Here is a 22,353-nt window from a genome sequence, read left to right on the forward strand (position 1 = left end):
GATTTCGTGACGAAGGTGTCAATTTCTGCTTCATAAAGCCCCGGAGCAGTGTCAATATAAGTTGACACTCCGAGGGGGAAGCGCGACCCATGCCCATGCCGTTTCCATTCGCTGCCATCGTCGGCCAGGAGGATATGAAAAAGGCGCTTCTGCTGGCGGCGGTTGAACCGACGCTGGGCGGTGTGCTGATCATGGGCGATCGCGGCACCGGAAAATCGACCGCCGTTCGGGCCTTGGCCGAACTGCTGCCGAAGATCGAGACACGCACCGGCTGTCGTTACAATTGTCTGCCTGGGGACCCGCAACCCTCCTGCACACGCTGCAGCGCACCACTGGCGGAGCGGCCGGCGGCGATCAAGATACGCACTCCCATGGTCGATCTTCCGCTGGGTGCAACCGAAGACCGGGTCTGTGGGTCGCTGGATATTGAAAAGGCGCTGGTTGCCGGCGAACGGGCTTTCGAACCGGGGTTGCTGGCCGCCGCCAATCGCGGTTTTCTTTACATTGATGAGGTGAACCTTCTGGAGGATCACCTTGTCGACCTGCTGCTTGATGCCGCTGCCTCAGGGGTCAATGTGGTGGAGCGGGAGGGGTTGAGCATCCGCCATGCTGCACGGTTCGTGCTGGTCGGCAGCGGCAATCCGGAAGAAGGCGATCTGCGGCCGCAGTTGCTGGACCGTTTCGGCCTGGCGGTGGAGGTGCGGACAATCATGGACCTGAAACAACGGATCGAGGTCATTCGCCGCCGCGACGCCTATGAAACCGATCCTGATGCGTTTGTCGCTACTTGGTCCAAACGCGATGCCGCCATCCGCAGCCGGGTGGTTGCGGCCCGAAAGATACTGAAACAGGTGGATGTGCCGGATGCCATCCTGTTCCGTCTGTCGCAATTATGCATGCGTCTGGGCATTGATGGAATGCGCGGCGAACTGACCTTGATGCGGGCTGGGCGAGCATCGGCAGCACTGGATGGCCGCACCGCTGTAAGCTGGACCGATATCGAAGACATCGCGCCCATGGTTCTCTGTCACCGTCTGCGCCGTGATCCGATGGACGAGGCCGGGACGGCACCGCGCATCGAACGGGCCTTGGCGGCCCTGGATGCCGGTCATGGCCATGCGTGAGAGCGACAATGATGGGCCATTCATGGCCCTGCGGCAGCAAAGCGACGATCGTTGGCGCGACGCAGTGACGGCCGCCCAGATCCTGGCCATTGCCGGCCCAGCTATCGGCGGTTTGTGGTTGACGGCGCGGGCCTGTGGCATCCGCGACCATTTCCTGAATTATCTCTGGTCGATTACCCCCGGCATACCGGTCACACGCCTGCCTCCGGGTGCTACCGCCACAAGCCTATGCGGACATCTGGATATTGGCCGCTCCACGGCTGCCGGGCGTATCCATTGGGACCATGGCATTCTTGCCGCCACCGATGGGGGGTTCCTGGTTGTTCCGATGGCAGAACGCCTGGACAGCGGTGCCGCCGCAATGATCACAGAGGCAATGGATTCGGGGACCTGCCCCAGCTTGCGGCCGGTGGCCGCCACACCAGCCCAACCCAGCCATTTTGCAGTCATTGCACTGGACGAAGCTGCGGAGCCGGAGGAAAAGCTCCCGACCTGCCTTGCCGACCGGCTGGGCCTGCATGTCAGTCTGGACGGTGTTCTGCTGCATACGATTATGCCGCCGGTGCCCGCGTCGGGAGCAGCGCTGCTGCCGGACAACGCGTGGCGCCGGGTCAGGCTGGATGATCACCTGCTGGAACAGGTATGCGCCATCACGACCGCCACTGGTCACGGATCGCTGCGTATCCTCCACCACCTGACCAAAGTCATCCGACTGCATGCCTTTATCCATGGCCGGGAGGCCGCGGATGAAAACGATGCGCTGGCAGCGTTGCGCCTGTGCCTGGGCGTCCATCTGACGCAAAGCCAGCCGCGAACCGAAGAACAAGAACAGGCGCAGGCCGCCCCTTCCCCCCCCACCCCACCGCCATCGGAACCGGAAACGGGCGGTGACGGGAATGAGGATGGCGTGCCGCCCAGCTTCGACAATCTGACCGAACTGCTGGCAGCGGTTGAGATGGGACATGTCGAAGGGCTGACACTGAATGTCGGCAACCGGGCGGCACGACAGGGAAACCGGTCTGGCAAAGGGGGGGCAAATGCCCGCAACGCCAGGCGCGGGCGTCCCTACGGCAGCAGCAATAGCCCACCTTTTCCCGATGCACGACCCGATCTGGTTGAAACCTTGCGCGCCGCCGCTCCCTGGCAACGGTTGCGTACACAATTGCTGCAGGGTCAGACCGGGGAAAGGGCTGGCCACCTTCTGGTCCGCAAGGAAGATTTCCGATATCGGCGACTGCGGCACCAGCAGCCCTCTACCGCCATCTTTGTGGTCGATGCCTCCGGCTCTACGGCCCTCGAACGTCTGGGGGAAACAAAGGGTGCGATAGAACAGTTACTGGCCAGTTGTTATGTCCGACGGGACGAGGTGTCGCTGATCGCGTTCCGGGGAAAGGCGGCAGAAATCCTGATGCAGCCAACCCGGTCGCTGGTAGCCGCCAAGCGAAAACTGTCTGCCCTGCCCGGCGGGGGGCCGACACCGCTGGCCTCGGGGCTGGAGCGCGGGCTGGAAATGGCCCTGGCGGCGCGGCGGCGGGGCAGTACGCCGGTCGTGGTGGTGATGACCGATGGCAGCGGCAACATTGCGCTGGACGGCACCGCCGACCGGGCACTGGCTGGCCGCCAGACGGAAACCATTGCCCGCCTTTATCGGGTCCATGGCTTAAAATCCATCTGCATCGACATTGCGCGGCGGCCGCGCGACAGCGTGACCAGTTTGGCCAGACTGCTGGGGGCGGACCTTCACCTGCTGCGTCAGGCCAACGCCGCCCACATGTCAGAGATTGTCCGTGCCTCTATGCATGGAGGCCCGCCATCATGACAGGGACAAGCTGGCTGGACTGGAACAAGGATGGGCAAGACTGGCCACACCGGTCCTCCAGCCGCTTTGTGGAAACAGCGGGGCTGCGCTGGCATGTGCAGGAAATGGGACCAGCGGAAGCGCCTGTCCTGCTGCTACTGCATGGAACCGGGGCCTCCAGCCACTCCTGGCGCCATCTGCTGCCGTTGTTGTCAAACACCTATCGGGTGGTGGCCCCTGATCTGCCCTGCCACGCTTTCAGCCAACCACAACGCAGGTCGGACCTGTCGCTGACCGGTATGACCGCCGCCATCGCGGCGCTGATGGCAGCGCTGGGGATCAACCCAACAGCCATCATTGGCCATTCGGCTGGTGCCGCCATCGCCGTGTCCCTGGGGGGGGCCGCTTCCCCGGTAAGGGCCCCGTTGATTGTGGCGATCAACGGGGCCTTTCGGCCCATCCGGGGCGATCGGATCTTTTCTCCGCTGGCAAAGGCACTGTTCGCCGCCCCCCTGTCGGCCAGTCTTTTATCCCTGGTCGCCCGTGGCGGGTGGTTTGGGGACAATTTGCTGACCGCCACCGGTTCACCCATCGACAATGCTGGGGCCATTCTGTACCGGCGGCTGTTCACGGCGTCAGGCCATGTGCGCGGGGCCCTGGGCATGATGGCGGCCTGGAATTTAAGCCGGTTTGATGTGGCATTGGCGGCACTTCCGGTGCCTCCCGTCCTGATTGCGGCAAAGGATGACCCGATGGTCCCCTGTGCCGATACCCGTCATGCGGCAGGGGTCGCACGCGGCGCGCAGGTTTCGCTGGTCGATCGCGGGGGACATCTTTTGCATGAATGCCGCGCAGAACTGATCGCTGACATCATCAGGGACGCGGTGAAGTCGCGGCCACAGGGACGGGTGGACGCTGCATGAATATGATCACCCCGCTTTCCCACAATGACCGGCAGTCCCCCGATCCATCGCGGCCCCAGGCCATCGTGATCGGGGCCGGCGTCGGCGGGCTGTCGGCAGGAGCGCTGCTGGCCGCGCGTGGCTATGGCGTCACCATCATCGACCCGCTGGACGCGCCCGGCGGCCGGGCATATGCCCACCGCCAAGATGGATTTGTCTTTGATGCCGGCCCCACAATCATCACCGCTCCCTGGATGTTTGAAGATCTGTGGCGCGACTGCGGTGGTCGGCTGGCCGATGATGTGCAGTTGTTGCCCTGCACCCCATTCTACAAGATCCGCTTCGATGACGGGGCCTGGTTCAACTATTCCGGCGACAGGGTCGCGATGGAAGCGGAGGTCGCGCGCTTTGACCGCGGCGATGTGCGCGGTTATCGCAGCTTCATGGAGGAAAGCCGCCGCATTTATGAGGTGGCGTTTGAGCAGCTTGCCGACCAGCCCTTCCACAGCCTGACGCTGACGGCCAGCGTGTTGGCCCGGCTGGTGCGGCTGGGTGGCTATCGTTCCGTCTATTCGGTGGTCGCCAAACATTTCAAGAATGAACGGTTGCGGACCATCTTTTCGTTCCATCCACTGCTGATCGGTGGCAACCCTTTCACCGCCACCTCGTTTTACTGCCTGATCGCGCATCTGGAGGGACGGTATGGCGTGCATTATGCGATGGGCGGGACCAACGCCCTCGTCCAGGGCATCGCCAACCTTGTCAGGCGCAATGGCGGTGTCATTCGCCTGGGCCAAACGGTGGAGACCATCCAGACACAAGGTCGCCGGGCCACAGGTGTCCGTTTGACCAATGGAGAGGTTCTTGCCGCCGACATTGTAATCTCCAACGGGGATCCAGCGACTACCTATGGCAAGCTGTTGCGCCATCACCCCCGCAAACGCTGGACCGACGCGAAGATCGCACGGGGCGATTATTCAATGGGGCTGTTTGTCTGGTATTTCGGCACGAACAGACGGTATGACGATGTGTATCATCACACGATGCTGTTCGGGCCCCGCTACAAGGGCCTTTTGTCCGACATTTTCGGGCGTCAGCAACTGGCCGATGATTTCAGCCTGTATCTGCACCGGCCCAGCGCCGTAGACCCCAATGTGGCCCCTGCCGGTGGCGACGCCTTCTATGTTCTCAGCCCGGTTCCCAATCTGGCGGGTAGCACCGACTGGCAGGCCATGGCTGAAACCTATCGGCAGCGGATCGCGTCCCATCTGGCAAGCACCCTGCTGCCCGACCTTGAACGGCATGTGGTGGTATCAAAAGTTTCTACACCGCTCGATTTTCGTGACCGGTTACTCTCCTGGCAGGGCGCCGCCTTCGCGTTGGAACCTAAACTGCTGCAAAGTGCTTGGTTTCGCCCGCATAACCGCAGCGAGGAACTGGATAACCTGTTCCTGTGCGGTGCCGGTACACATCCGGGGGCCGGATTGCCCGGCGTGTTATCATCGGCACGGATTGTTGACGGCTTGGTGCCAGCGGCCACTACCTTCACCGCCAGAAGCGGGGGGAGATCGTCACCGTGAAAGATCGGATACCTGCCAATGACCATGGCGACGCAGACATGGCGTCCGCTCCCCTGCCGTCAGACCGGGCCGGTCACCGACGGCCGGCCGAGGCAAATTATGGTTTTACCGGGGATATTATTGACCTGGATGCCTGTACCGCCTCCATCCGTCGCGGGTCGAAATCCTTCCATTTGGCTTCGCTGCTGCTGCCACGCGCCACGCGACAGGCTGCCCATGCGCTATACGCTTTCTGTCGCCATTCCGATGACCTGATCGATGATCAAGGGCGCCGCCCCGATGCGTTGTACCGGCTACGGCAACGGCTGGACCGGATCTACAACGGCGTGCCCTGCGACCATGCCTGCGACCGCGCTTTTGGGCGGATCATCCGGGACCATGCGATCCCCAAACACATCCCCCTTGCCCTACTGGACGGGTTCGCCATGGACATGGTGGATCGCCGCTACCGCACCATCGCCGAGGTGAAACAATACGCGGCCCGCGTAGCGTCAACCGTCGGGCTGATGATGTCGCTGGTCATGCGATCGGGCGACGCCTGGACCCTGGCGCGGGCAGCCGATCTGGGGTTGGCCATGCAACTCACCAACATTGCCAGGGATGTGGGTGAGGATGCGCGCAATGGTCGGCTGTATCTGCCATTGGACTGGTTGCGCGAAGCGGGGGTCGATGCACAAGCCTTTCTGGCCAGACCCATTTTCACACCTGCCCTGGGACAGGTCGTGGAACGGTTGCTGGCGGAGGCCGATCGGCACTATATGCTCGGCCATGCGGGAATTGCGCGTTTGCCAGCGGGCTGTCGCCACGCTATTCGCACGGCTGCCCTTACCTATCAGGATATCGGCCGCAGCATCGCCCGCAACGGGTTTGACAGTATTACCCAACGGGCACGGACCACATTACCGCGCAAGTTGGCGCTGGTCCTGGGCGCCGCCCGTCCCCTGGCGCTGCCGGTTGCTATCGCAGCCAAGGCGGCGACCGCGCCGCCCGACCCCGCCGTCGCCCGGCTGGTTACGGTGGCTGCTGATGCCTTTGCAGCAGCGGAGAGCCAACGCGCTGCCCTGGTGCGCACGGGATCGCGCCTGGACAGGGTGACCGCAATCCTGTTGGATATGCAACGGCGTCAGAAGGAGGACAGGCGCACACAACGCCTGCAACGCTGGCAGAAGGTGGCGGGCCTTGGCTGAACATTACTTCGGATTGATCGAAGCGGGGATGGTCTTCGGCCTCGCCATCGCCTTTTACATCTGGCAGCGCCGCGATCTGCGCCGCTATGAAGAACAGGACCGCGCTGAACGTGAGGCGAAACGGGCCAAGGCCGAACCGCGACACGACTAGTCCCGGTCGCTTCTCCTGACACGAGAACCCATCGACGGCGATTCAGGGGGATCGGCCCCAGGATTGCCGACGCGGCATGCGAAACGGCAGCATCAGGCGGACAAGGGGCTGTGCCAGACGGCGGCAATCCAATGTTTCATGCACCATTTCCAGCCGCTGACCCGCCAGCGTGGTTTCTATGCACGCCCTTGTGTAGAAGGGCGAGTCTTCCAGACGTTTGACCAGCGCTGGTGCCATAGACGGGTCACAGGCAACCCCACTGCGCACACCCCAGAACCCGCCGGGCAGATCCTGCCGCGCAGGCAGATCCATGATCTCGGGCGTTGGCGAGCCGCTGTAGCGCAGAGCCAGCCGCCGGGGCAGACCGGTACGCGGGATGGCATCATACAGGATCACAGTATCGCCTTCAGCCCCGGCGCTGCCGCGCGCCCAGTCCCAGCCAATAAAATCCTGCTCAATCGGCCGATCGCCGTAATTCATGTCGTGATAGGCCCGCCCCCGCCAGCCACCGCCGGGCAAAGCACTGCAATTTACCGTCACACTTGCCCGTGGCATCCGGGGTGACCAGACGTGCCGACCGGCCGCATCCAGGTCTACAAAACCATCGCTGACTATTTCTGGTGTCAATTCGACGTGACCCGCCACGCGGCCGGGCAGCAGACGCTGGCCGGGCCAGGGCAACGCCAGTTCATCAAAGGTAATCACCAAGCGACCCGCCTGCATGGCCATGCTGCTGGCACCTATCTGCACATGGGAAGGGCCACGTTCCAGGCTGCGGCATCCCCGTTCGGTCATGCACCAGAAGGCACCTTCGGGACCATAGAAGGCGACATTGAAGGCAACGTGGTTTTCCGGGTGCTGACGGCCCGACCAATGGTAATAGGGCGAGAAGACAGAGCCGACAAAGGCAATGATGGTCAGCGCAAATTGTCCGCAATCGCTGACCGCATCGGCATACCACCAGTGGTAGCCACCGGCCGGGACCGGCCGATCGAAGCCCGGTCCGCCATCAACCGCTCCGCCGCGATTTTGCCCGACAGGGCCGCCATCGGCACGCCTGGCCCCGGATGCACGCTGCCCCCCGCCAGATAAAGCCCCCGCAGCGGCCCCCGCGCTGATGGACGCCAGAATGACGCCATCGCGCCGTGGGATGCCATGCCGTAAAGGGCCCCGCCCGTCGACGGAAACAAACGGTTGAACCCGTCCGGACCCGTTATGGATAATGTGCGACGGTCTAGTGGCAGGATCAGCCCGTTGCTGGCAAGGCGGTGTTCCATCGAAGACAGACATCGGTCGATCTCGCTTTCCGAATAGGCGTGGATATCGCCATCCGCCGGCATGTTGATCAGGCTGTATAGCCGCTCCCCCGCACCGCTGACGGATGGCGGTCGGACAATGCCGGTATCGGTGCGGTCCTGGGCGCATAGGTAAACGGTTGGATCTTCAGGCGGACGTCGATGGCGCAGGATGGCGTCAAACTCCGCCGCATAATCATTGGAGAAAAACACGGTGTGATGCGCCAGCGGTACCCCGCCGGGGGACGCCGGTCCGCAGGCAACAAGCGCCGATAAGGACCGCTGCGCCGATCCCCGGCGGCGAGGTGGTCCGTTTGCGCGCAGCAGCGCGGCAAGTGCCGCAGCATCACCGTTAAAGATGATTGATCCTGCCTTCACCTGGTACTGCTGATCTGTGGTGACACCGGTCACGGCACGGCCTGAACCATCCTTGTCGATGGCGGTGATGCGTTCACCGAATCTGAACTCCACCCCCAACCGTTCGGCAACCGCCATCAGGCGTCGGGCCAACATATGCATGCCGCCGTCCACCATCCACACGCCCGATTGTTCGACATGGGCGACCAGCATCAGCGTCGCCGGTGCCAAATAGGGTGATGAACCACAATAGGTGGCATAACGCCCAAATAACTGCCTGATGCGCGGGTCTCGGAAATAGCCTGAAAGCGCGGACCATAAGCTGCTAAAGGGTTTTAACGCCAGCAGGGCGTCCGGCCGGTGCAGCCCGATCCGAGCGGATAATGACAGCGGGTTAGGCCGGGATGCATCAATAAAGCTACGCTCCAGTAGCTGATAGATACGGGCGCTATCTGCGGCGAAACGCTGGAAGCCGCTGGCTTCGCGGGGCCCGGCAAAGTCCCCGATAGCGTCGATATTCCTTTCAACATCAGCAAACAGGTCCAGCCGCGCCCCGCCCTGCCAGTAATGCCGGGCCAGGAGGTCAGACCGGGTCAGGCTGACTTCGGCGGCCAGCGATGTGCCGCACCGATCCAGCAGCGCATCAAACACCCATTTCATGGTCAGAACAGTAGGACCAGCGTCGAAGGTCTGGCCCGCTGCTGTTACCTGCCGCAGCTTGCCACCCGGCCCCGGTGCCGCCTCAATCACAACAACCTTGTATCCGGCGCTGGCCAACACCAGAGCAGCCGACAGGCCGCCCATCCCGGCCCCCACGATCACCACGTCATCTTCGGTTCCGCTGCGCACGCGCGTCCCTCACGGATTGACATTTGCCGACTGTGTGTCAATCTATGTTTACACTTTTTTCCGTCAAATGGCATTGACATTTGCGTGTGAGGAGACGGCCCCATGGATTTGCCCGAGCGCATCGAAACTGGTCTGCAGCTCGCCCTGCGGCTGTCCACTGCCAATGGCTGCCCGCCAAAACTGTCAAAAGGGCTTCGCCATGCCGTTTTTCCCGGCGGTGCCCGTATCAGGCCACGCCTGTGTCTGGCCGTGGCCACCGCCTGTGGTGATCAGGACCCACAGGCTGCCAACGCGGTGGCAGTGGCCATTGAACTGCTGCATTGTGCTTCGCTTGTGCATGACGACATGCCCTGCTTCGACGATGCCGCAACGCGCCGCGGACAGACATCCGTGCATGCCGAGTTCGGAGAGGATATCGCCCTGCTTGTCGGCGATGGCCTGATCGTCGCGGCGTTTGAAACAGTGGCGCGGGAAACGATGCACGCGCCACGACTGACCGCCCCCCTGGTGGCGACGATTGCCAAGGCTGTCGGTTCGCCCTATGGGCTGGTCGCAGGACAGGCCTGGGAAAGTGAACCCGAAATCGACATTACCCAGTACCACCGTGCCAAGACGGCCTCGCTCTTTGCCGGCGCAGTCTCTGCCGGGGCACTGGCGTCGGGCGGCAACCCACAGGAGTGGCTGACCCTGGCCGATGCGTTGGGTTCGGCCTATCAGGTCGCTGATGATCTTTATGATGCAGTCGGCCTGGCCGGCAGCATGGGCAAGCCGGCTGGCCAGGATGGGCGCAACGGTAAACCCAACATCGCCCTGTCATTGGGTATTCCCGGCGCGCTCGTGCGTCTTCGCACGCTGGTGGAGACCGCCGCCGAAAGTGTTCCAGACTGTGTGGGACGCGATGCATTCCGCGCGATGATCCGCAACGAAGCGACCCGGCTGATGCCGACGACGCTGTCTGTCAGCGCGGCTTGACATCGGCATGACCGTGCCGTCCGCCAACAGCCCGATCAACAGATTGCCCATGCGGGCAAGCCCGCCGCTGGCCTTACGCCTGCGGCTGTGGCGCAACCGGATGATTGCGTCACCCGCCTTTCGCCGGCTGGTCGCACGGGTGCCGCTGCTGCGCGCAATCGGCAATCGCAAAGCCAATGATCTGTTCCGCCTCACCGGTGGGTTTATCTTCTCCCAGGTGATGCTGGCCGGTGTACGGCTGGGGCTTTATGCGGCGCTGGTGGATACACCCGCGACGACCGAGTCCCTGGCCAGCCACACGGGCATTCCGGACACGCGATTGCGCATTTTCCTGCGTGCCAATGCGGCGCTGGGGCTGCTGGTGGAGGCGGCACCCGATCTTTGGGTCCTGGATGATGCAGGTGTCGTTCTGGCAAGTGACCGCGGCCTGAGCGCGATGGTCATGCACCATGCCATGCTTTACCGCGACCTTGCCGAACCAGACCAACTGCTGCGTGGTGCCGTCACCGCGACCGAATTACGGGAATACTGGGCCTATGTCCGTGACATGAGCGGCACTGGCCCAAAACCGGCGGAGGTTGATGGATATTCCCTGTTGATGCGGGAAAGTCAGGCCATGATGGCCGATTGCATCCTTGCTGCCCATGATTTCAGTGGAGTGCGGGTCCTTCTGGATGTTGGCGGGGGTGATGGCGCCTTTCTGGCTGCCGCCGCCAACCGGTATCCTGACCTGGCGCTGCGGCTGTTTGATCTGCCGGCGGTCGCGCCGCGGGCGAACCGCCATCTGGAGTCGTTGGGATTAAGCGACCGGACCTGGGTCCATGGCGGGGATTTCACGCGCGATCCCCTGCCCGATGATGCCGACTGCGTCACCTTGGTCCGCATTCTCTGCGACCATGATGATTCGCGGGTCGCAGCCATTCTTGCCAACCTTCACCGTTCCCTTCGGAGCGGGACCACGCTGATCGTTGCCGAGGCGATGGATGGCAAGACAGAAGGCGCCCGGCTCAGTGCTGCTTATTTCAGCCTTTACTTCCTGGCGATGGGGTCGGGACGCTGCCGAAATGCACAGGAAATAGCCAGTTTGCTGTCGGCAGCGGGGTTCAAGAAGGTGCGCACTGTGGCCACAGCCACCCCGTTGATCGCCACCCTGGTGATCGCGACACGCTGACGATGCCGGCCTGCGCGCCTAAAATGTGTAAATGTTGATTGACAGTGTGAGGTGTCAACTTAATATGACACATGCGTAATCAGCAGCGATGCCTTGGGGAGGCGACAGGATGTACGCGGCGGCAATCGTGTTCGAGAGACCGGGAGAAGTCGCCGTACGGCGGCTGGCTCTCCACGATCCCGGCCCCGCCGATGTGGTCGTCGAAACCGTTGCCAGCGGTGTTTCCACCGGCACCGAGAAAATGCTGTTTCAGGGCACGATGCCCCGTTTTCCCGGCATGAATTATCCGCTGGTTCCTGGTTACGAAACGGTCGGCCGTGTGATCCAGGCTGGACCGGATTCCGGCCAGCGGGTCGGGGCGATGGTCTTTGTTCCTGGGGCGAGCTGTTACGAAAACGCAGCCGGTCTGTTCGGGGCGAATGCATCACACCTGATCGTACCCGGCGCCCGGGTCTTTGAGATTGGTGCGGCACTGAATGAAAACGGGGTCCTGCTGGCGCTGGCCGCCACGGCCCACCATGCAATCAAGCGGGCGCAGGGCCCGGTTGGTCTGGTGGTGGGTCATGGTGTGTTGGGGCGCCTGATTGCCCGATTGGTGATGGCCCTTGGCTTTGCAGCGCCGGTTGTCTGGGAAACCGCTGCGGCCCGTCGAACGGGTGCGTCGGGTTACCGCGTAACCGATCCGGCAGAGGATGGCGATACTCGTTATGGCACGGCCATTGATGCCAGTGGTGATGCCAGTGCGATTGACGGGATCATCACACGGCTGAACAAACCGGCAGAACTGATCCTCGCCGGGTTCTATGGAGAGCGTGTCGGTTACGCCTTTGCACCGGCCTTCATGCGGGAACTGACCTTGTCCATCGCGGCGGAATTCCGCCCGGAGGATGTTGCCGCCGTTATTCGCCTGGCAGAGACCGGGCGCCTGTCCCTCGATGGGTTGCTGACGCACCGGGCCACACCGGCCCAGGCGTCATCCGCCTATCCCACCGCGTTCAACGACCTCGGCTGCCTGAAAATGGTGATCGACTGGAGGATAGCCGCATGAGCCTTGATCTCGACGTCCGCAGCAGCCCGAAGACCATGAACAGGCGCCTGCGTGAGGAGGCGGCCATCGAACCTGACGCGCCGCATGTCGGCAAGGTCACCAAGGAAACCCAGATCATTGCCATTTATGGCAAAGGCGGGATTGGCAAGAGTTTCACGCTCGCCAATCTGTCCTACATGCTGGCGCAATTGGGCAAGAAAGTGTTGCTGATCGGGTGCGATCCGAAAAGCGATACGACTTCGTTGCTGTTTGGCGGGCGCGCCTGCCCCACGATCATTCAGACGGCGTCGCGCCGCAAAGACGCGGGCCAGGAAGTGTCCATCTCCGATGTTTGCTTCAAGCGGGACGGCGTCTTCGCCATGGAGTTGGGTGGCCCGGAAGTGGGCCGTGGCTGCGGCGGTCGCGGCATCATCCACGGGTTTGAAACCTTAGAGAAGCTGGGCTTCCATGAATGGGACTTCGATTTTGTCCTGCTGGATTTCCTAGGCGACGTGGTCTGCGGCGGCTTCGGCCTGCCGATTGCCCGCGACATGTGCCAAAAGGTCGTGGTGGTCGGCTCCAACGATCTCCAGTCGCTGTATGTCGCCAACAATGTCTGCTCGGCAGTGAAGTATTTCCGCAATCTGGGCGGCAATGTCGGGGTGGCAGGGCTGGTCATCAACAAGGATGACGGAACCGGTGAGGCCCAGGCCTTTGCTGATGCGGTTGGCATCCCGGTGCTGGCCTCCATCCCGCAGGATGAGGATATCCGCCGCAAGAGCGCCAATTATCAGATCATTGGCACCCCGGATAACCGCTGGGGGCCGCTGTTTGAGGCGCTGTCGATCAATCTGGCGGAAGCCCCGCCGGTGCTGCCGCGCCCACTGGACCAGGACGGCCTGCTGGGTCTGTTTGATGCCAGCCAGACCGGCGGCACTTTCCAGCTAGAGCCGGCGACGCCGGAAGACATGTGCCCTGCGGGCGCGCTGAAACGCGCCTCGCTCGAAGTCATCTACGACCGGGTCTGAGGGGCACGCAACCATGGACGACCAACCTTTGGACTTCATACGGGAAGCTAACAGCGAAACGCCCCTGACGGGGGACGTGGGCGCGGGCTTCACGGCGGACGGTGTGCAGCCGGCCGCAGCCGGGTGCCATGGTGGCGTCGAACTGTCGCGTGCCGCGGCCCGTGCGGCCGGTAATGATGAGGTGATGGACCGGCTGGAACGGGATTACCCCAAGGGGCCGCATGACCAGCCGCAATCCATGTGCCCCGCCTTCGGGTCGCTGCGGGTGGGGCTGCGGATGCGCCGGGTGGGCACCATCCTGTCGGGATCGGCCTGCTGCGTCTATGGCCTGACCTTCACGTCGCATTTCTACGGCGCCAAACGCTCCGTCGGTTATGTGCCGTTCAGCTCTGAAACGCTGGTCACCGGCAAGCTGTATGAGGATATCGTTGAGGCCGTGCATCTGATGGCGGATCCCGGCCGGTTTGATGCCGTCATCGTCACCAATCTCTGCGTCCCCACGGCCTCTGGTGTGCCGCTGAAGATGCTGCCGAAAGAGATTGACGGGGTCCGGATCATCGGTATTGACGTGCCGGGCTTTGGTGTGCCCACGCATGCGGAAGCCAAGGACGTCCTGTCGGGCGCCATGCTGGCCTATGCACGCCAGGAAGCGGAAGCCGGACCAGTGCAGATGCCGCGGGCGGGGCTGAAGGACAAGCCGACCGTAACGCTGGTCGGGGAAATGTTCCCCGCCGACCCCGTGGTCATCGGTAGCATGCTGGAACCGATGGGGCTGGCCGTGGGGCCAACCATCCCCGTGCGCGAATGGCGTGATCTCTATGGGGCGTTGGATTGTGCCGTCGTGGCTGCCATACACCCCTTCTATACGGCCACTTTCCGTGAATTTGCAGCCGCCGGACGGCCCATCGTGGGGTCGGCCCCCATCGGGCTGGACGGTACCGATGCTTGGCTGTCTGCCATCGGGCAGCGCTGCGGTGTGGGCCAAGCCCGGATCGACCAGACCCGCAACGCGATGCGCGGTGCCATCAGCGCCGGGCTGGCCGCCAACCGGATCAAGGGCCGCATCACGCTGTCGGGCTATGAAGGTTCCGAACTGCTGGTGGGACGCTTGCTGGTCGAACTGGGTGCTGACCTGCGCTATGTCGGCACGGCCTGCCCCAAGACACCCTACAATACCGAAGATGCGGAATGGCTGGCCGCCAAGGGCGTCATCGTCCGTTTCCGCGCCTCCTTGGAGCAGGATCTGGCTGCATTACTGGAGTTCAAGCCCGACCTTGCCATTGGCACCACGCCCGTGGTGCAGAAGGCGAAGGAAGCGGGAACACCCGCCCTCTACTTCACCAACCTGATCTCCGCCCGCCCCCTGATGGGTCCAGCCGGGCCGGGGTCCTTGCCCTCGGTCATTAACGGGGCGATTGCCAACAAACATCGCTTCGATGCCATGAACGCCTTTTTTGACGGTGTGGGAACGGGTGATGCCGCCGGCATCTGGGAAGACGTTCCGCAGGATCGCAGCGCGTTCCGCCGCAAATACGGCGCGCGGGTCAACCAATCGCGTAATGCGGTCGAGAACGGAGATAGCGTCGGATGCTGATCCTCGACCATGATAGAGCCGGTGGCTACTGGGGCAGCGTCTACGCCTTTACGGCGATCAAGGGGCTGCAAGTGATCATCGACGGCCCGGTGGGCTGCGAAAATCTGCCCGTCACCTCCGTGCTGCACTATACCGACGCCCTGCCCCCACATGAGCTGCCGATTGTGGTCAGCGGCCTGTCTGAGGATGAGCTGGGCCGCCATGGTACCGAAGGGGCGATGAAGCGGGCGCGGCTGGCACTCGATCCCAACCTGCCGGCTGTCGTCGTCACCGGCTCCATTGCGGAGATGATCGGCGGCGGCGTGACGCCGGAAGGGTCGAACATTGTCCGGTTCCTGCCGCGGACCATCGATGAGGATCAGTGGCAAAGTGCCGACCGCGCCTTGAAATGGCTGTGGACGGAATTCGGACCGAAGGGCGGCAAGGTCCCTGCCCCGCGCCGGCGCCCGGACGGCGCCAAACCACGCGTCAATATCATCGGCCCGATCTACGGCACTTACAATATGCCCTCGGATCTGGCTGAGATCCGTCGTCTGGTCGAGGGGCTGGGGGCAGAGATCAATATGGTCTTTCCCCTGGGCAGCCACGTTGATGATGTGCGCAAACTGGCCGATGCCGACGCCAATATCTGCCTTTATCGGGAATTCGGGCGTCTGTTGTGCGAAAGCCTTGACCGTCCCTACCTGCAAGCGCCGATCGGCATTCACTCCACCACCGCGTTCCTGCGCGAGTTGGGCGAGATACTGGGTCTGGACCCGGAGCCGTTCATCAAGCGGGAAAAGCACACGACCCTGAAGCCGCTTTGGGATCTCTGGCGCTCGGTCACCCAGGATTTCTTCGGGACGGCCAGCTTTGCCATTGTGGCGGGCGAGACCTACACACGCGGTGTCCGCAACTTCCTGGAAGAGGAAATTGGCCTGCCCTGTGCCTTCGCGGTACAGCGCAAGCCGGGGATCAAGACCGACAATGATGCCGTGCAGGATCTGCTGACCGGCAAACCACCGATGATCATGTTCGGGTCGTTCAACGAACGCATGTACATGGCCGAACGCGCGCAACGGGGCAAGTTCATCCAACTGTCCTATCCCGGCGCCATCGTCCGCCGCCATATCGGCACACCGGTCATGGGTTACTCGGGCGCAGCTTGGTTAATCCAGGAAGTCTGCAACGCTCTTTTTGACATGCTGTTCGAAATCCTGCCCCGTGCAGGCGAGTTGGACAGGATCGAGCCGACAACCACGCGCAGCGGCAGCACGGTGCCCTGGTCACATGAGGCCCAGGCCGCCCTGGAGCTGCGTATCGGCGCAGAACCAGTGTTGGTTCGCATTTCGGCTGCCAAGCGCCTGCGCGAGGCGGCCGAGCGGGAGGCACGCCACGAAGGCGCATCAGAGGTCACGGTGCGTCATGTCGACGAGGCAGCCAACGTACACGCCTGAGGACGTAATCAACATGCCGCCCATGGACGGCAGCGGGGAGGACAGGATGATGTTCAGTATTGGACACGGCGCGGCCAGGGACCGCCAGTTGGAACGCGCAGAAATGCGCATCGTCTTCCTGATCTCTTATCCGCTTTGTCTGGCGGCTGCGATCGCCGGCCGTATCACCCATTTGTCAGACCGCCAGGCCAAGCGCCCCGTGCAGTCAATTTTTGCCGAGGCCCGCTCGTCGGCCCACGCTGCCATCGGTTACGCGTTCAACGTGTGACTTCATCCTTGCCGGTGTGCTCGACACCGACAAAAACCCGGCAGTGCCACGGTGGTGGCGGTGCCGGAACCCTGCCGCGGGGGTACCGCGGCGTTCGAGACTAGGAGGTGAATTTGATGGCTGACTCATCAAACGTCTCACTTTCGGGTCTGACCGAAAGCGAAGCTCGCGAGGTTCACTCGTTCTTCATCCAAGGCTTCCTGATCTTCACGGTGATCGCAATCGCCGCGCATGTTCTGGTCTGGATGTGGCGCCCGTGGATCCCTGGGCCGAATGGTTATGCCTCATTGGAAGGCATTGGCCAAACGGCACAATCACTGCTGCCGATGATCGGCTAAGGAGAACGCGATATGTGGAGAATCTGGCTGATGTTCGACCCGCGCAAAGCGCTGGTCGCACTGTCCGTGTTTCTGTTCACGCTCGCCATCCTGATCCATTTCGTCCTGCTGAGCACTGAGCGGTTCAACTGGCTGGAGGGCAAGCCCCTCAAGACCAGCGCGATCGAACAGTCGCTCTTCCAGGATGCGGATCAACTGGGCGTCGGCTGAAACCTCAAGACGGCAGCAGGCGTGGTCGGAGACGGCCCGCCCGCCGCCAATACTCACCAATGACATCGCCAACTGGATGACCAACTGGCTGGCCTCTCTCGGAGGACACGTACATGGCGCTGCTCAGTTTTGAACGCAAGTATCGCGTGCGCGGTGGAACGCTGATCGGCGGCGACCTGTTCGACTTCTGGGTCGGGCCCTTCTATGTCGGGTTCTTCGGCGTAACCACCGCCTTCTTCGCCGCTTTAGGCACGGCCCTGATCCTGTACGGGGCGGCCATTGGACCGACCTGGAACATCTGGCAGATTTCCATCGCACCGCCTGACCTCTCCTACGGGCTGGCGCTGGCGCCGCTGAAGGAGGGGGGGCTCTGGCAGATCATCACTGTCTGTGCGCTGGGGGCTTTTGTCTCCTGGGCGTTGCGGGAAGTTGAAATCTGCCGAAAGCTGGGTATCGGCTATCACGTGCCCTTCGCCTTCTCCTTTGCAATTTTTGCTTATGCAACGCTGGTGGTCTTCCGCCCGCTGCTGCTGGGCGCCTGGGGCAATGGTTTCCCATACGGCATTTTCAGCCACCTCGATTGGGTGTCGAACGTCGGTTACCAATATTTGCACTTCCACTACAATCCCGCCCATATGATTGCCGTGTCGTTCTTCTTCACGACGACCCTGGCGCTGTCGCTGCATGGTGGCTTGATCCTGTCGGCCGCCAATCCTGGCGCCGCGATAGATGAACCGGGCAAACAGGCGGAAGTGAAGACGCCGGAATATGAAGACACCTTCTTCCGCGACATTATTGGCTACTCCATCGGTACCCTTGGCATCCATCGCCTCGGCCTGGTCCTGGCGCTGAATGCCGGGTTCTGGAGTGCGGTCTGCATCATCATCAGTGGGCCCTTCTGGAACAAGGGCTGGCCTCAGTGGTGGAGCTGGTGGCTTGAACTTCCGATCTGGCGCTGAGGAGGATTGAGTGATGGCACAATATCAGAACATCATCACCCCGATCCAAGTCAGCGGCCCCGCCGAAGAAGGCATGCCGCTGCCCCGGGGAGACAGCCCGCGTACTGGGGAGCCGTTTTTTGTCCGATTGTTCGGCATGATCGGCAACGCCCAGATCGGCCCGATCTATTTGGGATATCTGGGCACGCTGTCGTTGGTTTTCGGGTTTATCGGCTTTGAAATCATCGGCCTCAACATGCTGGCCTCGGTCGGCTGGGATCCGATCGAGTTTGTCCGTCAACTGTTCTGGCTTGGACTGGAGCCGCCGGCCGCCAAATATGGTCTGACGGTCCTGCCACCCCTTGCCGAGGGTGGCTGGTGGCTGATTGCCGGGTTTTTCCTGACCCTGTCGATCCTGCTTTGGTGGGTGCGCGTCTACCGGCGGGCCCGTCAGTTGGAAATGGGTACGCATGTCGCTTGGGCATTTGCTGCAGCCATCTGGCTGTTCCTGGTGCTGGGCTTCATCCGGCCGCTGCTGATGGGCAATTTCTCAGAAGCAGTGCCCTTCGGTATCTTCCCGCATCTGGATTGGACGGCCGCCTTCTCCATCCGTTACGGCAATCTGTACTACAACCCTTTCCACTGCCTCTCCATCGTCTTCCTGTACGGTTCCGTCCTGTTGTTCGCCATGCATGGCGCGACGATCCTGGCGGTCGGCAAGTATGGCGGCGAGCGTGAGCTGGAACAGATCACCGACCGTGGCACCGCGTCGGAACGGGCCGCCCTGTTCTGGCGCTGGACGATGGGTTTCAATGCAACCATGGAGTCCGTTCACCGGTGGGCCTGGTGGTTTGCCATCCTCACCCCGCTGACGGGCGGCATCGGTATCCTGCTCACCGGCACCGTGGTCGATAACTGGTACCTGTGGGGCGTCAATCACGGGCTGGTATCGCCGCTGCCCGATCTGTGGCCCAACGTCGTCGATCCGGCGCAATAAGGGAGGGAGGACCATGAAACTCTGGTTACCATTCGCTGCCTCCGCCGGCGCCCTGCTGGCCGTGGCCAGCTTCGTCGGCGCCGGCTGGGACGCCCCTCCTGTTGCCAGTGAACAGCTTGGGTTCCGCGGAACCGGGATGTTCCAGCACAAGGATATCGAAACGGAGGCCGCCTTGAAGGCCGCCAATGTCGTCCCTCCTGCCCCCTGGCAGGCTGACCCATCGGGTGACAAGGCGTCCGATCTTTATCAGAATGTACAGGTGCTGGGGCATCTGTCGGGTGATCAGTTCAACCAACTGATGGCCGCCATGACGGAATGGGTGTCACCGGAAGCCGGCTGTAACTACTGCCACAATCCAGAAAATCTGGCGTCCGATGAGGTCTATCAAAAGGTTGTCGCCCGACGCATGATCCAGATGACCCAGACGATCAATGTCGACTGGAAGTCCCATGTCGCCGAAACCGGGGTCACCTGTTACACCTGCCACCGTGGCAAGGGAGTTCCCGCCCAAGTCTGGAGTTCCAGCCTGGAGCCTAAGCCGGCGGGCAACATGACCTCCAATCGAAACGGACAGAATGTCGTCGCCGTCAATGCTGGCAACAGTTCGCTCCCGCAGAATGCCCTGATGGACTATCTGCTGGGCGATAAGCCGATCCGCGTCCATGCCAATACTGCCCTTCCCACCGGCGTCAACACTGTTGGCACCATGGAGACAGAGGGGACCTGGTCGCTGATGATGCATATGTCAGAGTCACTGGGGGTCAACTGTACGGCCTGCCATAACACCCGTGCCTTTAATGATTGGGACCAGAGCCCGCCGCAGCGGGTTACCGCTTGGCATGGCATCAAGCTGGCCCGGCACCTGAACGTCACTTACATGGAAGGGCTGACCCCGGTCTTTCCTGCCAATCGTAAGGGGCCGGAGGGTGATGTCCTGAAGATCGGCTGTGCGACCTGCCATAATGGCGTTCAAAAGCCGCTCTATGGTGTATCGATGCTGAAGGACTATGTCGACGCCGTCGCCGTCAAAGGATCAACCGACGTCCCAGATTTCAGCACCTATGTACCGGGCAAGACCGAAGTGCTGGGCGGCGCCGCCACGTCCGTTACCCAGCCCTAAGGGGCCTGCGGGTCATGCCGCAGCCGCCTTACCCAGGACCGTCGTTTTCCTCCACGACGGGAACCTCCAGGGGGAGCCGCAAGGCTCCCCCTGACTGTTTTTTGGCCGCCTGACTTTCCCTTCCCTCACGACGATGAGCCAGGGATCCGCCTCATGCACGCAGCGCCTTTTGTCCCCCAGCGACTGACGCCGGACGGCGACAGCATGATGAAGTTGATCAATGACAAGATCGGTGCCCCGATAGACATGGCTATCTGAGGGCGTGATCGCAGAAAAATGTTCATCCAGCAGCGGATGTGAGCACGGTCATTTGGTTCGTGCCCCCATCCCAAACCTGATCCCGCGCTCTAGCCCACGCAGTTCGGCCAATCCACGCATTCGGCCCAGAAGCGAATAGCCTGGATTGGTGGTTCGGTTCAAATCGTCCAGAATTTCATGCCCATGGTCTGGTCTTATCGGGATGCTGCGCCCCTGGCTTTCGGAGATTTCGCAGATAGCGGCAACGATTGCAGCCATCCCTGCATCGCCTTCCAGATGAGCCGCCTCATGGAACGACTTACCGTCTGGTTCTCGTTGGACCGAGCGGAGATGGGCAAAGCCGATCCGGTCACCCAACCGTCTCACCATGCCAGGAAGGTCATTGTCCGCCCGGGCACCGAAGGAACCGGCACAAAAGCATAAACCGTTCGCCGCGCTGGGAACCTGCGTAAATAAGTGGGTCACATCAGCTTCGGTGCTGACCACCCTTGGAAGGCCAAAGATCGGGAAAGGCGGGTCATCAGGATGGACCACCAGTTGCACACCCGATTGTTCCGCCGTCGGGCAGACAGCTTCCAAGAACAGTTGATGGTGTCGGCGCAATTGGTCAGCGCTGATATCCGCATAGGTCCGGATAGCGGCCAGGAACTGGGCTGAACTGAAACTCTCCTCGCTGCCCGGCAACCCGGCAATGATGGTGCGTTCAAGCCCCGATCGCTGCGCGTCTGTCATAGCGGCAAACAAGGCGGTCGCCCGCCGGATCACATCATCAGTGTAATCGGCTTCGGCCCCTGGTCGCTTCAAAATGAACTGATCATAGGCTGCGACGGCATCCCAGTCGAACCGGAGCGCACGCGCACCGTCGGGTAACGCAAAGGTGAGGTCCGTTCGCGTCCAATCCAACAGTGGCATAAAATTATAGGTAACAACCCGAATTCCCTGCGAACCAAGGTTCCGCAAAGTCTGGCAATAGGCTTCGATCAATGGCGCCCAATTCTTGGCGCATGTCTTGATGCCTTCATGCACAGGCACGCTTTCAACCACCTCCCACGACAGACCAGCCGCTTCAATCATCCGCTTGCGGGTCAGGATGTCGTCCACGGTCCATACATGGCCATTGGGTACTTCATGAAGGGCCGTGACGATGCCAGTGGCACCTGACTGGCGAATATCTTGAAGACGAACCGGGTCATTCGGTCCGAACCAGCGCATCGTTTGCGTCATGAGCATTTCGAAATCCTCTGCCGGGGCATCCATCATGCGCCGAGCATGTCGTGCCAGATCCAAGAAAGGGGTCGCGCCCCTGGTCGCGTCGACACCATCGATTGACCACCAACGCAATTTGAAAGTCAATCGAATTGGTCATGCCACTTCTGTAAAGGTCAGTCCACTTAGACTGTGCGCTGACCTACCGAACCGAAAATCTGACTCTTCCAAGCCCGTTTCACCCCCTGGGCCTACTGTGGATTCCGGCAGAGGTAAAGCCGTTTGGTATCGCCTAATTCCCGATACCTTCTATCAGCATAACTGATAACCCCGGAATTTTTTGACCTGCCGCCCTGAATAATTTAGATAATTCATATGGTTGCGATGTTGTTGGGCAGGGGGCCACATCCTGGTGCCACCGCTATCCTGCGCTGGTTCCGGCCGACCCCACATCCTTGACGGCTGGGGACTTTGGGCCTTATTGGTAATGCCAGTTGATGTTTCCTAAAGGCGCGACGTTCAAGCAAGGATGCATGTTGCAGGCTGA

General features: G+C 61.8%; 21 protein-coding genes. 18 read left to right on the forward strand and 3 right to left on the reverse strand.

The window, feature by feature from the left end; translation table 11 throughout:
• The first annotated feature begins 89 nt into the window (after positions 1-89).
• The 6 genes from bchI to CHU95_RS22450 are packed head-to-tail and all read left to right on the forward strand — an operon-like array spanning position 90 to position 6,742.
• Positions 90-1,124 carry a magnesium chelatase ATPase subunit I gene (gene bchI, locus CHU95_RS12440; RefSeq protein ID WP_094456660.1) on the forward strand — a complete coding sequence of 345 codons (1,035 nt, stop codon included), beginning with the start codon at positions 90-92 and terminating at the stop codon, positions 1,122-1,124.
• Positions 1,111-2,943 carry a VWA domain-containing protein gene (locus tag CHU95_RS12445; RefSeq protein ID WP_165772142.1) on the forward strand — a complete coding sequence of 611 codons (1,833 nt, stop codon included), beginning with the start codon at positions 1,111-1,113 and terminating at the stop codon, positions 2,941-2,943. The genes bchI and CHU95_RS12445 overlap by 14 nt, the downstream gene beginning before the upstream one ends.
• Complete coding sequence (bchO, locus tag CHU95_RS12450; protein WP_094456662.1) at positions 2,940-3,845, forward strand: alpha/beta fold hydrolase BchO; 906 nt, start codon at positions 2,940-2,942, stop codon at positions 3,843-3,845. Before CHU95_RS12445 ends, bchO begins: the two co-directional genes overlap by 4 nt.
• Positions 3,842-5,404 (forward strand): phytoene desaturase, encoded by a 1,563-nt coding sequence (locus tag CHU95_RS12455; protein ID WP_342744727.1) that lies wholly within the window; start codon positions 3,842-3,844, stop codon positions 5,402-5,404. Before bchO ends, CHU95_RS12455 begins: the two co-directional genes overlap by 4 nt.
• Positions 5,401-6,591: a phytoene/squalene synthase family protein gene (locus CHU95_RS12460; protein ID WP_245838192.1), complete on the forward strand. Its 1,191-nt coding sequence runs from the start codon at positions 5,401-5,403 to the stop codon at positions 6,589-6,591. Before CHU95_RS12455 ends, CHU95_RS12460 begins: the two co-directional genes overlap by 4 nt.
• On the forward strand, positions 6,584-6,742 hold the full coding sequence (locus CHU95_RS22450) for a hypothetical protein (RefSeq protein WP_165772143.1): 159 nt from the start codon (positions 6,584-6,586) through the stop codon (positions 6,740-6,742). Before CHU95_RS12460 ends, CHU95_RS22450 begins: the two co-directional genes overlap by 8 nt.
• 42 nt (positions 6,743-6,784) lie before the next feature.
• Here CHU95_RS22450 and CHU95_RS12465 read toward each other — a convergent pair whose 3' ends face one another.
• Positions 6,785-7,537, reverse strand: coding sequence for a carotenoid 1,2-hydratase (locus CHU95_RS12465; RefSeq protein ID WP_245838194.1), 753 nt, complete (start codon positions 7,535-7,537; stop codon positions 6,785-6,787).
• Between the two features lie 122 nt (positions 7,538-7,659).
• Positions 7,660-9,243: a 1-hydroxycarotenoid 3,4-desaturase CrtD gene (crtD, locus tag CHU95_RS12470; RefSeq protein WP_094456664.1), complete on the reverse strand. Its 1,584-nt coding sequence runs from the start codon at positions 9,241-9,243 to the stop codon at positions 7,660-7,662.
• A gap of 102 nt (positions 9,244-9,345) precedes the next feature.
• Between crtD and CHU95_RS12475 the strand changes: the two genes are divergently transcribed.
• From CHU95_RS12475 to pufC, 12 genes are all read left to right on the forward strand, one after another.
• Positions 9,346-10,215 (forward strand): polyprenyl synthetase family protein, encoded by an 870-nt coding sequence (locus CHU95_RS12475; protein ID WP_094456665.1) that lies wholly within the window; start codon positions 9,346-9,348, stop codon positions 10,213-10,215.
• Positions 10,216-10,222: 7 nt separating this feature from the next.
• Positions 10,223-11,386, forward strand: a complete 1,164-nt coding sequence (locus tag CHU95_RS12480) for a methyltransferase (protein ID WP_207762478.1) — start codon at positions 10,223-10,225, stop codon at positions 11,384-11,386.
• A gap of 109 nt (positions 11,387-11,495) precedes the next feature.
• Positions 11,496-12,434, forward strand: coding sequence for a chlorophyll synthesis pathway protein BchC (bchC, locus tag CHU95_RS12485; protein WP_094456666.1), 939 nt, complete (start codon positions 11,496-11,498; stop codon positions 12,432-12,434).
• Complete coding sequence (locus tag CHU95_RS12490) at positions 12,431-13,441, forward strand: chlorophyllide a reductase iron protein subunit X (protein ID WP_245838197.1); 1,011 nt, start codon at positions 12,431-12,433, stop codon at positions 13,439-13,441. Before bchC ends, CHU95_RS12490 begins: the two co-directional genes overlap by 4 nt.
• A 13-nt stretch (positions 13,442-13,454) precedes the next feature.
• Positions 13,455-15,035: a chlorophyllide a reductase subunit Y gene (bchY, locus tag CHU95_RS12495; RefSeq protein ID WP_094456667.1), complete on the forward strand. Its 1,581-nt coding sequence runs from the start codon at positions 13,455-13,457 to the stop codon at positions 15,033-15,035.
• A complete protein-coding gene (bchZ, locus tag CHU95_RS12500) occupies positions 15,029-16,471 on the forward strand; it encodes a chlorophyllide a reductase subunit Z (RefSeq protein ID WP_094456668.1) in 1,443 nt (480 codons plus the stop codon). The genes bchY and bchZ overlap by 7 nt, the downstream gene beginning before the upstream one ends.
• Positions 16,472-16,484: 13 nt before the next feature.
• Complete coding sequence (locus tag CHU95_RS12505; protein ID WP_094456669.1) at positions 16,485-16,739, forward strand: hypothetical protein; 255 nt, start codon at positions 16,485-16,487, stop codon at positions 16,737-16,739.
• 116 nt (positions 16,740-16,855) lie between these two features.
• On the forward strand, positions 16,856-17,077 hold the full coding sequence (pufB, locus tag CHU95_RS12510; protein ID WP_094456670.1) for a light-harvesting antenna LH1, beta subunit: 222 nt from the start codon (positions 16,856-16,858) through the stop codon (positions 17,075-17,077).
• Positions 17,078-17,089: 12 nt separating this feature from the next.
• Positions 17,090-17,287, forward strand: coding sequence for a light-harvesting antenna LH1, alpha subunit (gene pufA, locus CHU95_RS12515; RefSeq protein WP_094456671.1), 198 nt, complete (start codon positions 17,090-17,092; stop codon positions 17,285-17,287).
• Positions 17,288-17,400: 113 nt separating this feature from the next.
• Positions 17,401-18,246 carry a photosynthetic reaction center subunit L gene (gene pufL, locus CHU95_RS12520; RefSeq protein ID WP_094456672.1) on the forward strand — a complete coding sequence of 282 codons (846 nt, stop codon included), beginning with the start codon at positions 17,401-17,403 and terminating at the stop codon, positions 18,244-18,246.
• A 13-nt stretch (positions 18,247-18,259) separates the two neighbouring features.
• The gene (gene pufM, locus CHU95_RS12525; protein WP_094456673.1) at positions 18,260-19,222 is read left to right on the forward strand and encodes a photosynthetic reaction center subunit M; all 963 of its coding nucleotides are present in this window, start codon (positions 18,260-18,262) and stop codon (positions 19,220-19,222) included.
• Between the two features lie 13 nt (positions 19,223-19,235).
• Positions 19,236-20,342, forward strand: a complete 1,107-nt coding sequence (gene pufC, locus CHU95_RS12530; protein WP_094456674.1) for a photosynthetic reaction center cytochrome PufC — start codon at positions 19,236-19,238, stop codon at positions 20,340-20,342.
• A 306-nt stretch (positions 20,343-20,648) separates the two neighbouring features.
• Here pufC and uxuA read toward each other — a convergent pair whose 3' ends face one another.
• Positions 20,649-21,830, reverse strand: coding sequence for a mannonate dehydratase (gene uxuA / locus CHU95_RS12535; RefSeq protein WP_094456765.1), 1,182 nt, complete (start codon positions 21,828-21,830; stop codon positions 20,649-20,651).
• Positions 21,831-22,353 lie beyond the last annotated feature (523 nt).

Origin of the sequence: Niveispirillum lacus (assembly GCF_002251795.1) — a bacterium.
In the GTDB taxonomy this organism is placed as follows: domain Bacteria; phylum Pseudomonadota; class Alphaproteobacteria; order Azospirillales; family Azospirillaceae; genus Niveispirillum; species Niveispirillum lacus.

What these genes read in the sequence shown, in the direction of transcription:
- bchI (WP_094456660.1), top strand. Translation starts at nt 90, where the DNA reads ATGCCCATGCCGTTTCCATTCGCTGCCATCGTCGGCCAGGAGGATATG.
- CHU95_RS12445 (WP_165772142.1), top strand. Translation starts at nt 1,111, where the DNA reads ATGGCCATGCGTGAGAGCGACAATGATGGGCCATTCATGGCCCTGCGG.
- pufA (WP_094456671.1), top strand. Translation starts at nt 17,090, where the DNA reads ATGTGGAGAATCTGGCTGATGTTCGACCCGCGCAAAGCGCTGGTCGCA.
- uxuA (WP_094456765.1), bottom strand. Translation starts at nt 21,830, where the DNA reads ATGCTCATGACGCAAACGATGCGCTGGTTCGGACCGAATGACCCGGTT.
- CHU95_RS12465 (WP_245838194.1), bottom strand. Translation starts at nt 7,537, where the DNA reads ATGACCGAACGGGGATGCCGCAGCCTGGAACGTGGCCCTTCCCATGTG.
- bchO (WP_094456662.1), top strand. Translation starts at nt 2,940, where the DNA reads ATGACAGGGACAAGCTGGCTGGACTGGAACAAGGATGGGCAAGACTGG.
- bchY (WP_094456667.1), top strand. Translation starts at nt 13,455, where the DNA reads ATGGACGACCAACCTTTGGACTTCATACGGGAAGCTAACAGCGAAACG.
- pufM (WP_094456673.1), top strand. Translation starts at nt 18,260, where the DNA reads ATGGCACAATATCAGAACATCATCACCCCGATCCAAGTCAGCGGCCCC.
- bchZ (WP_094456668.1), top strand. Translation starts at nt 15,029, where the DNA reads ATGCTGATCCTCGACCATGATAGAGCCGGTGGCTACTGGGGCAGCGTC.
- CHU95_RS12480 (WP_207762478.1), top strand. Translation starts at nt 10,223, where the DNA reads ATGACCGTGCCGTCCGCCAACAGCCCGATCAACAGATTGCCCATGCGG.
- pufB (WP_094456670.1), top strand. Translation starts at nt 16,856, where the DNA reads ATGGCTGACTCATCAAACGTCTCACTTTCGGGTCTGACCGAAAGCGAA.
- CHU95_RS12475 (WP_094456665.1), top strand. Translation starts at nt 9,346, where the DNA reads ATGGATTTGCCCGAGCGCATCGAAACTGGTCTGCAGCTCGCCCTGCGG.
- CHU95_RS12455 (WP_342744727.1), top strand. Translation starts at nt 3,842, where the DNA reads ATGAATATGATCACCCCGCTTTCCCACAATGACCGGCAGTCCCCCGAT.
- pufC (WP_094456674.1), top strand. Translation starts at nt 19,236, where the DNA reads ATGAAACTCTGGTTACCATTCGCTGCCTCCGCCGGCGCCCTGCTGGCC.
- bchC (WP_094456666.1), top strand. Translation starts at nt 11,496, where the DNA reads ATGTACGCGGCGGCAATCGTGTTCGAGAGACCGGGAGAAGTCGCCGTA.
- pufL (WP_094456672.1), top strand. Translation starts at nt 17,401, where the DNA reads ATGGCGCTGCTCAGTTTTGAACGCAAGTATCGCGTGCGCGGTGGAACG.
- CHU95_RS12490 (WP_245838197.1), top strand. Translation starts at nt 12,431, where the DNA reads ATGAGCCTTGATCTCGACGTCCGCAGCAGCCCGAAGACCATGAACAGG.
- CHU95_RS12505 (WP_094456669.1), top strand. Translation starts at nt 16,485, where the DNA reads ATGCCGCCCATGGACGGCAGCGGGGAGGACAGGATGATGTTCAGTATT.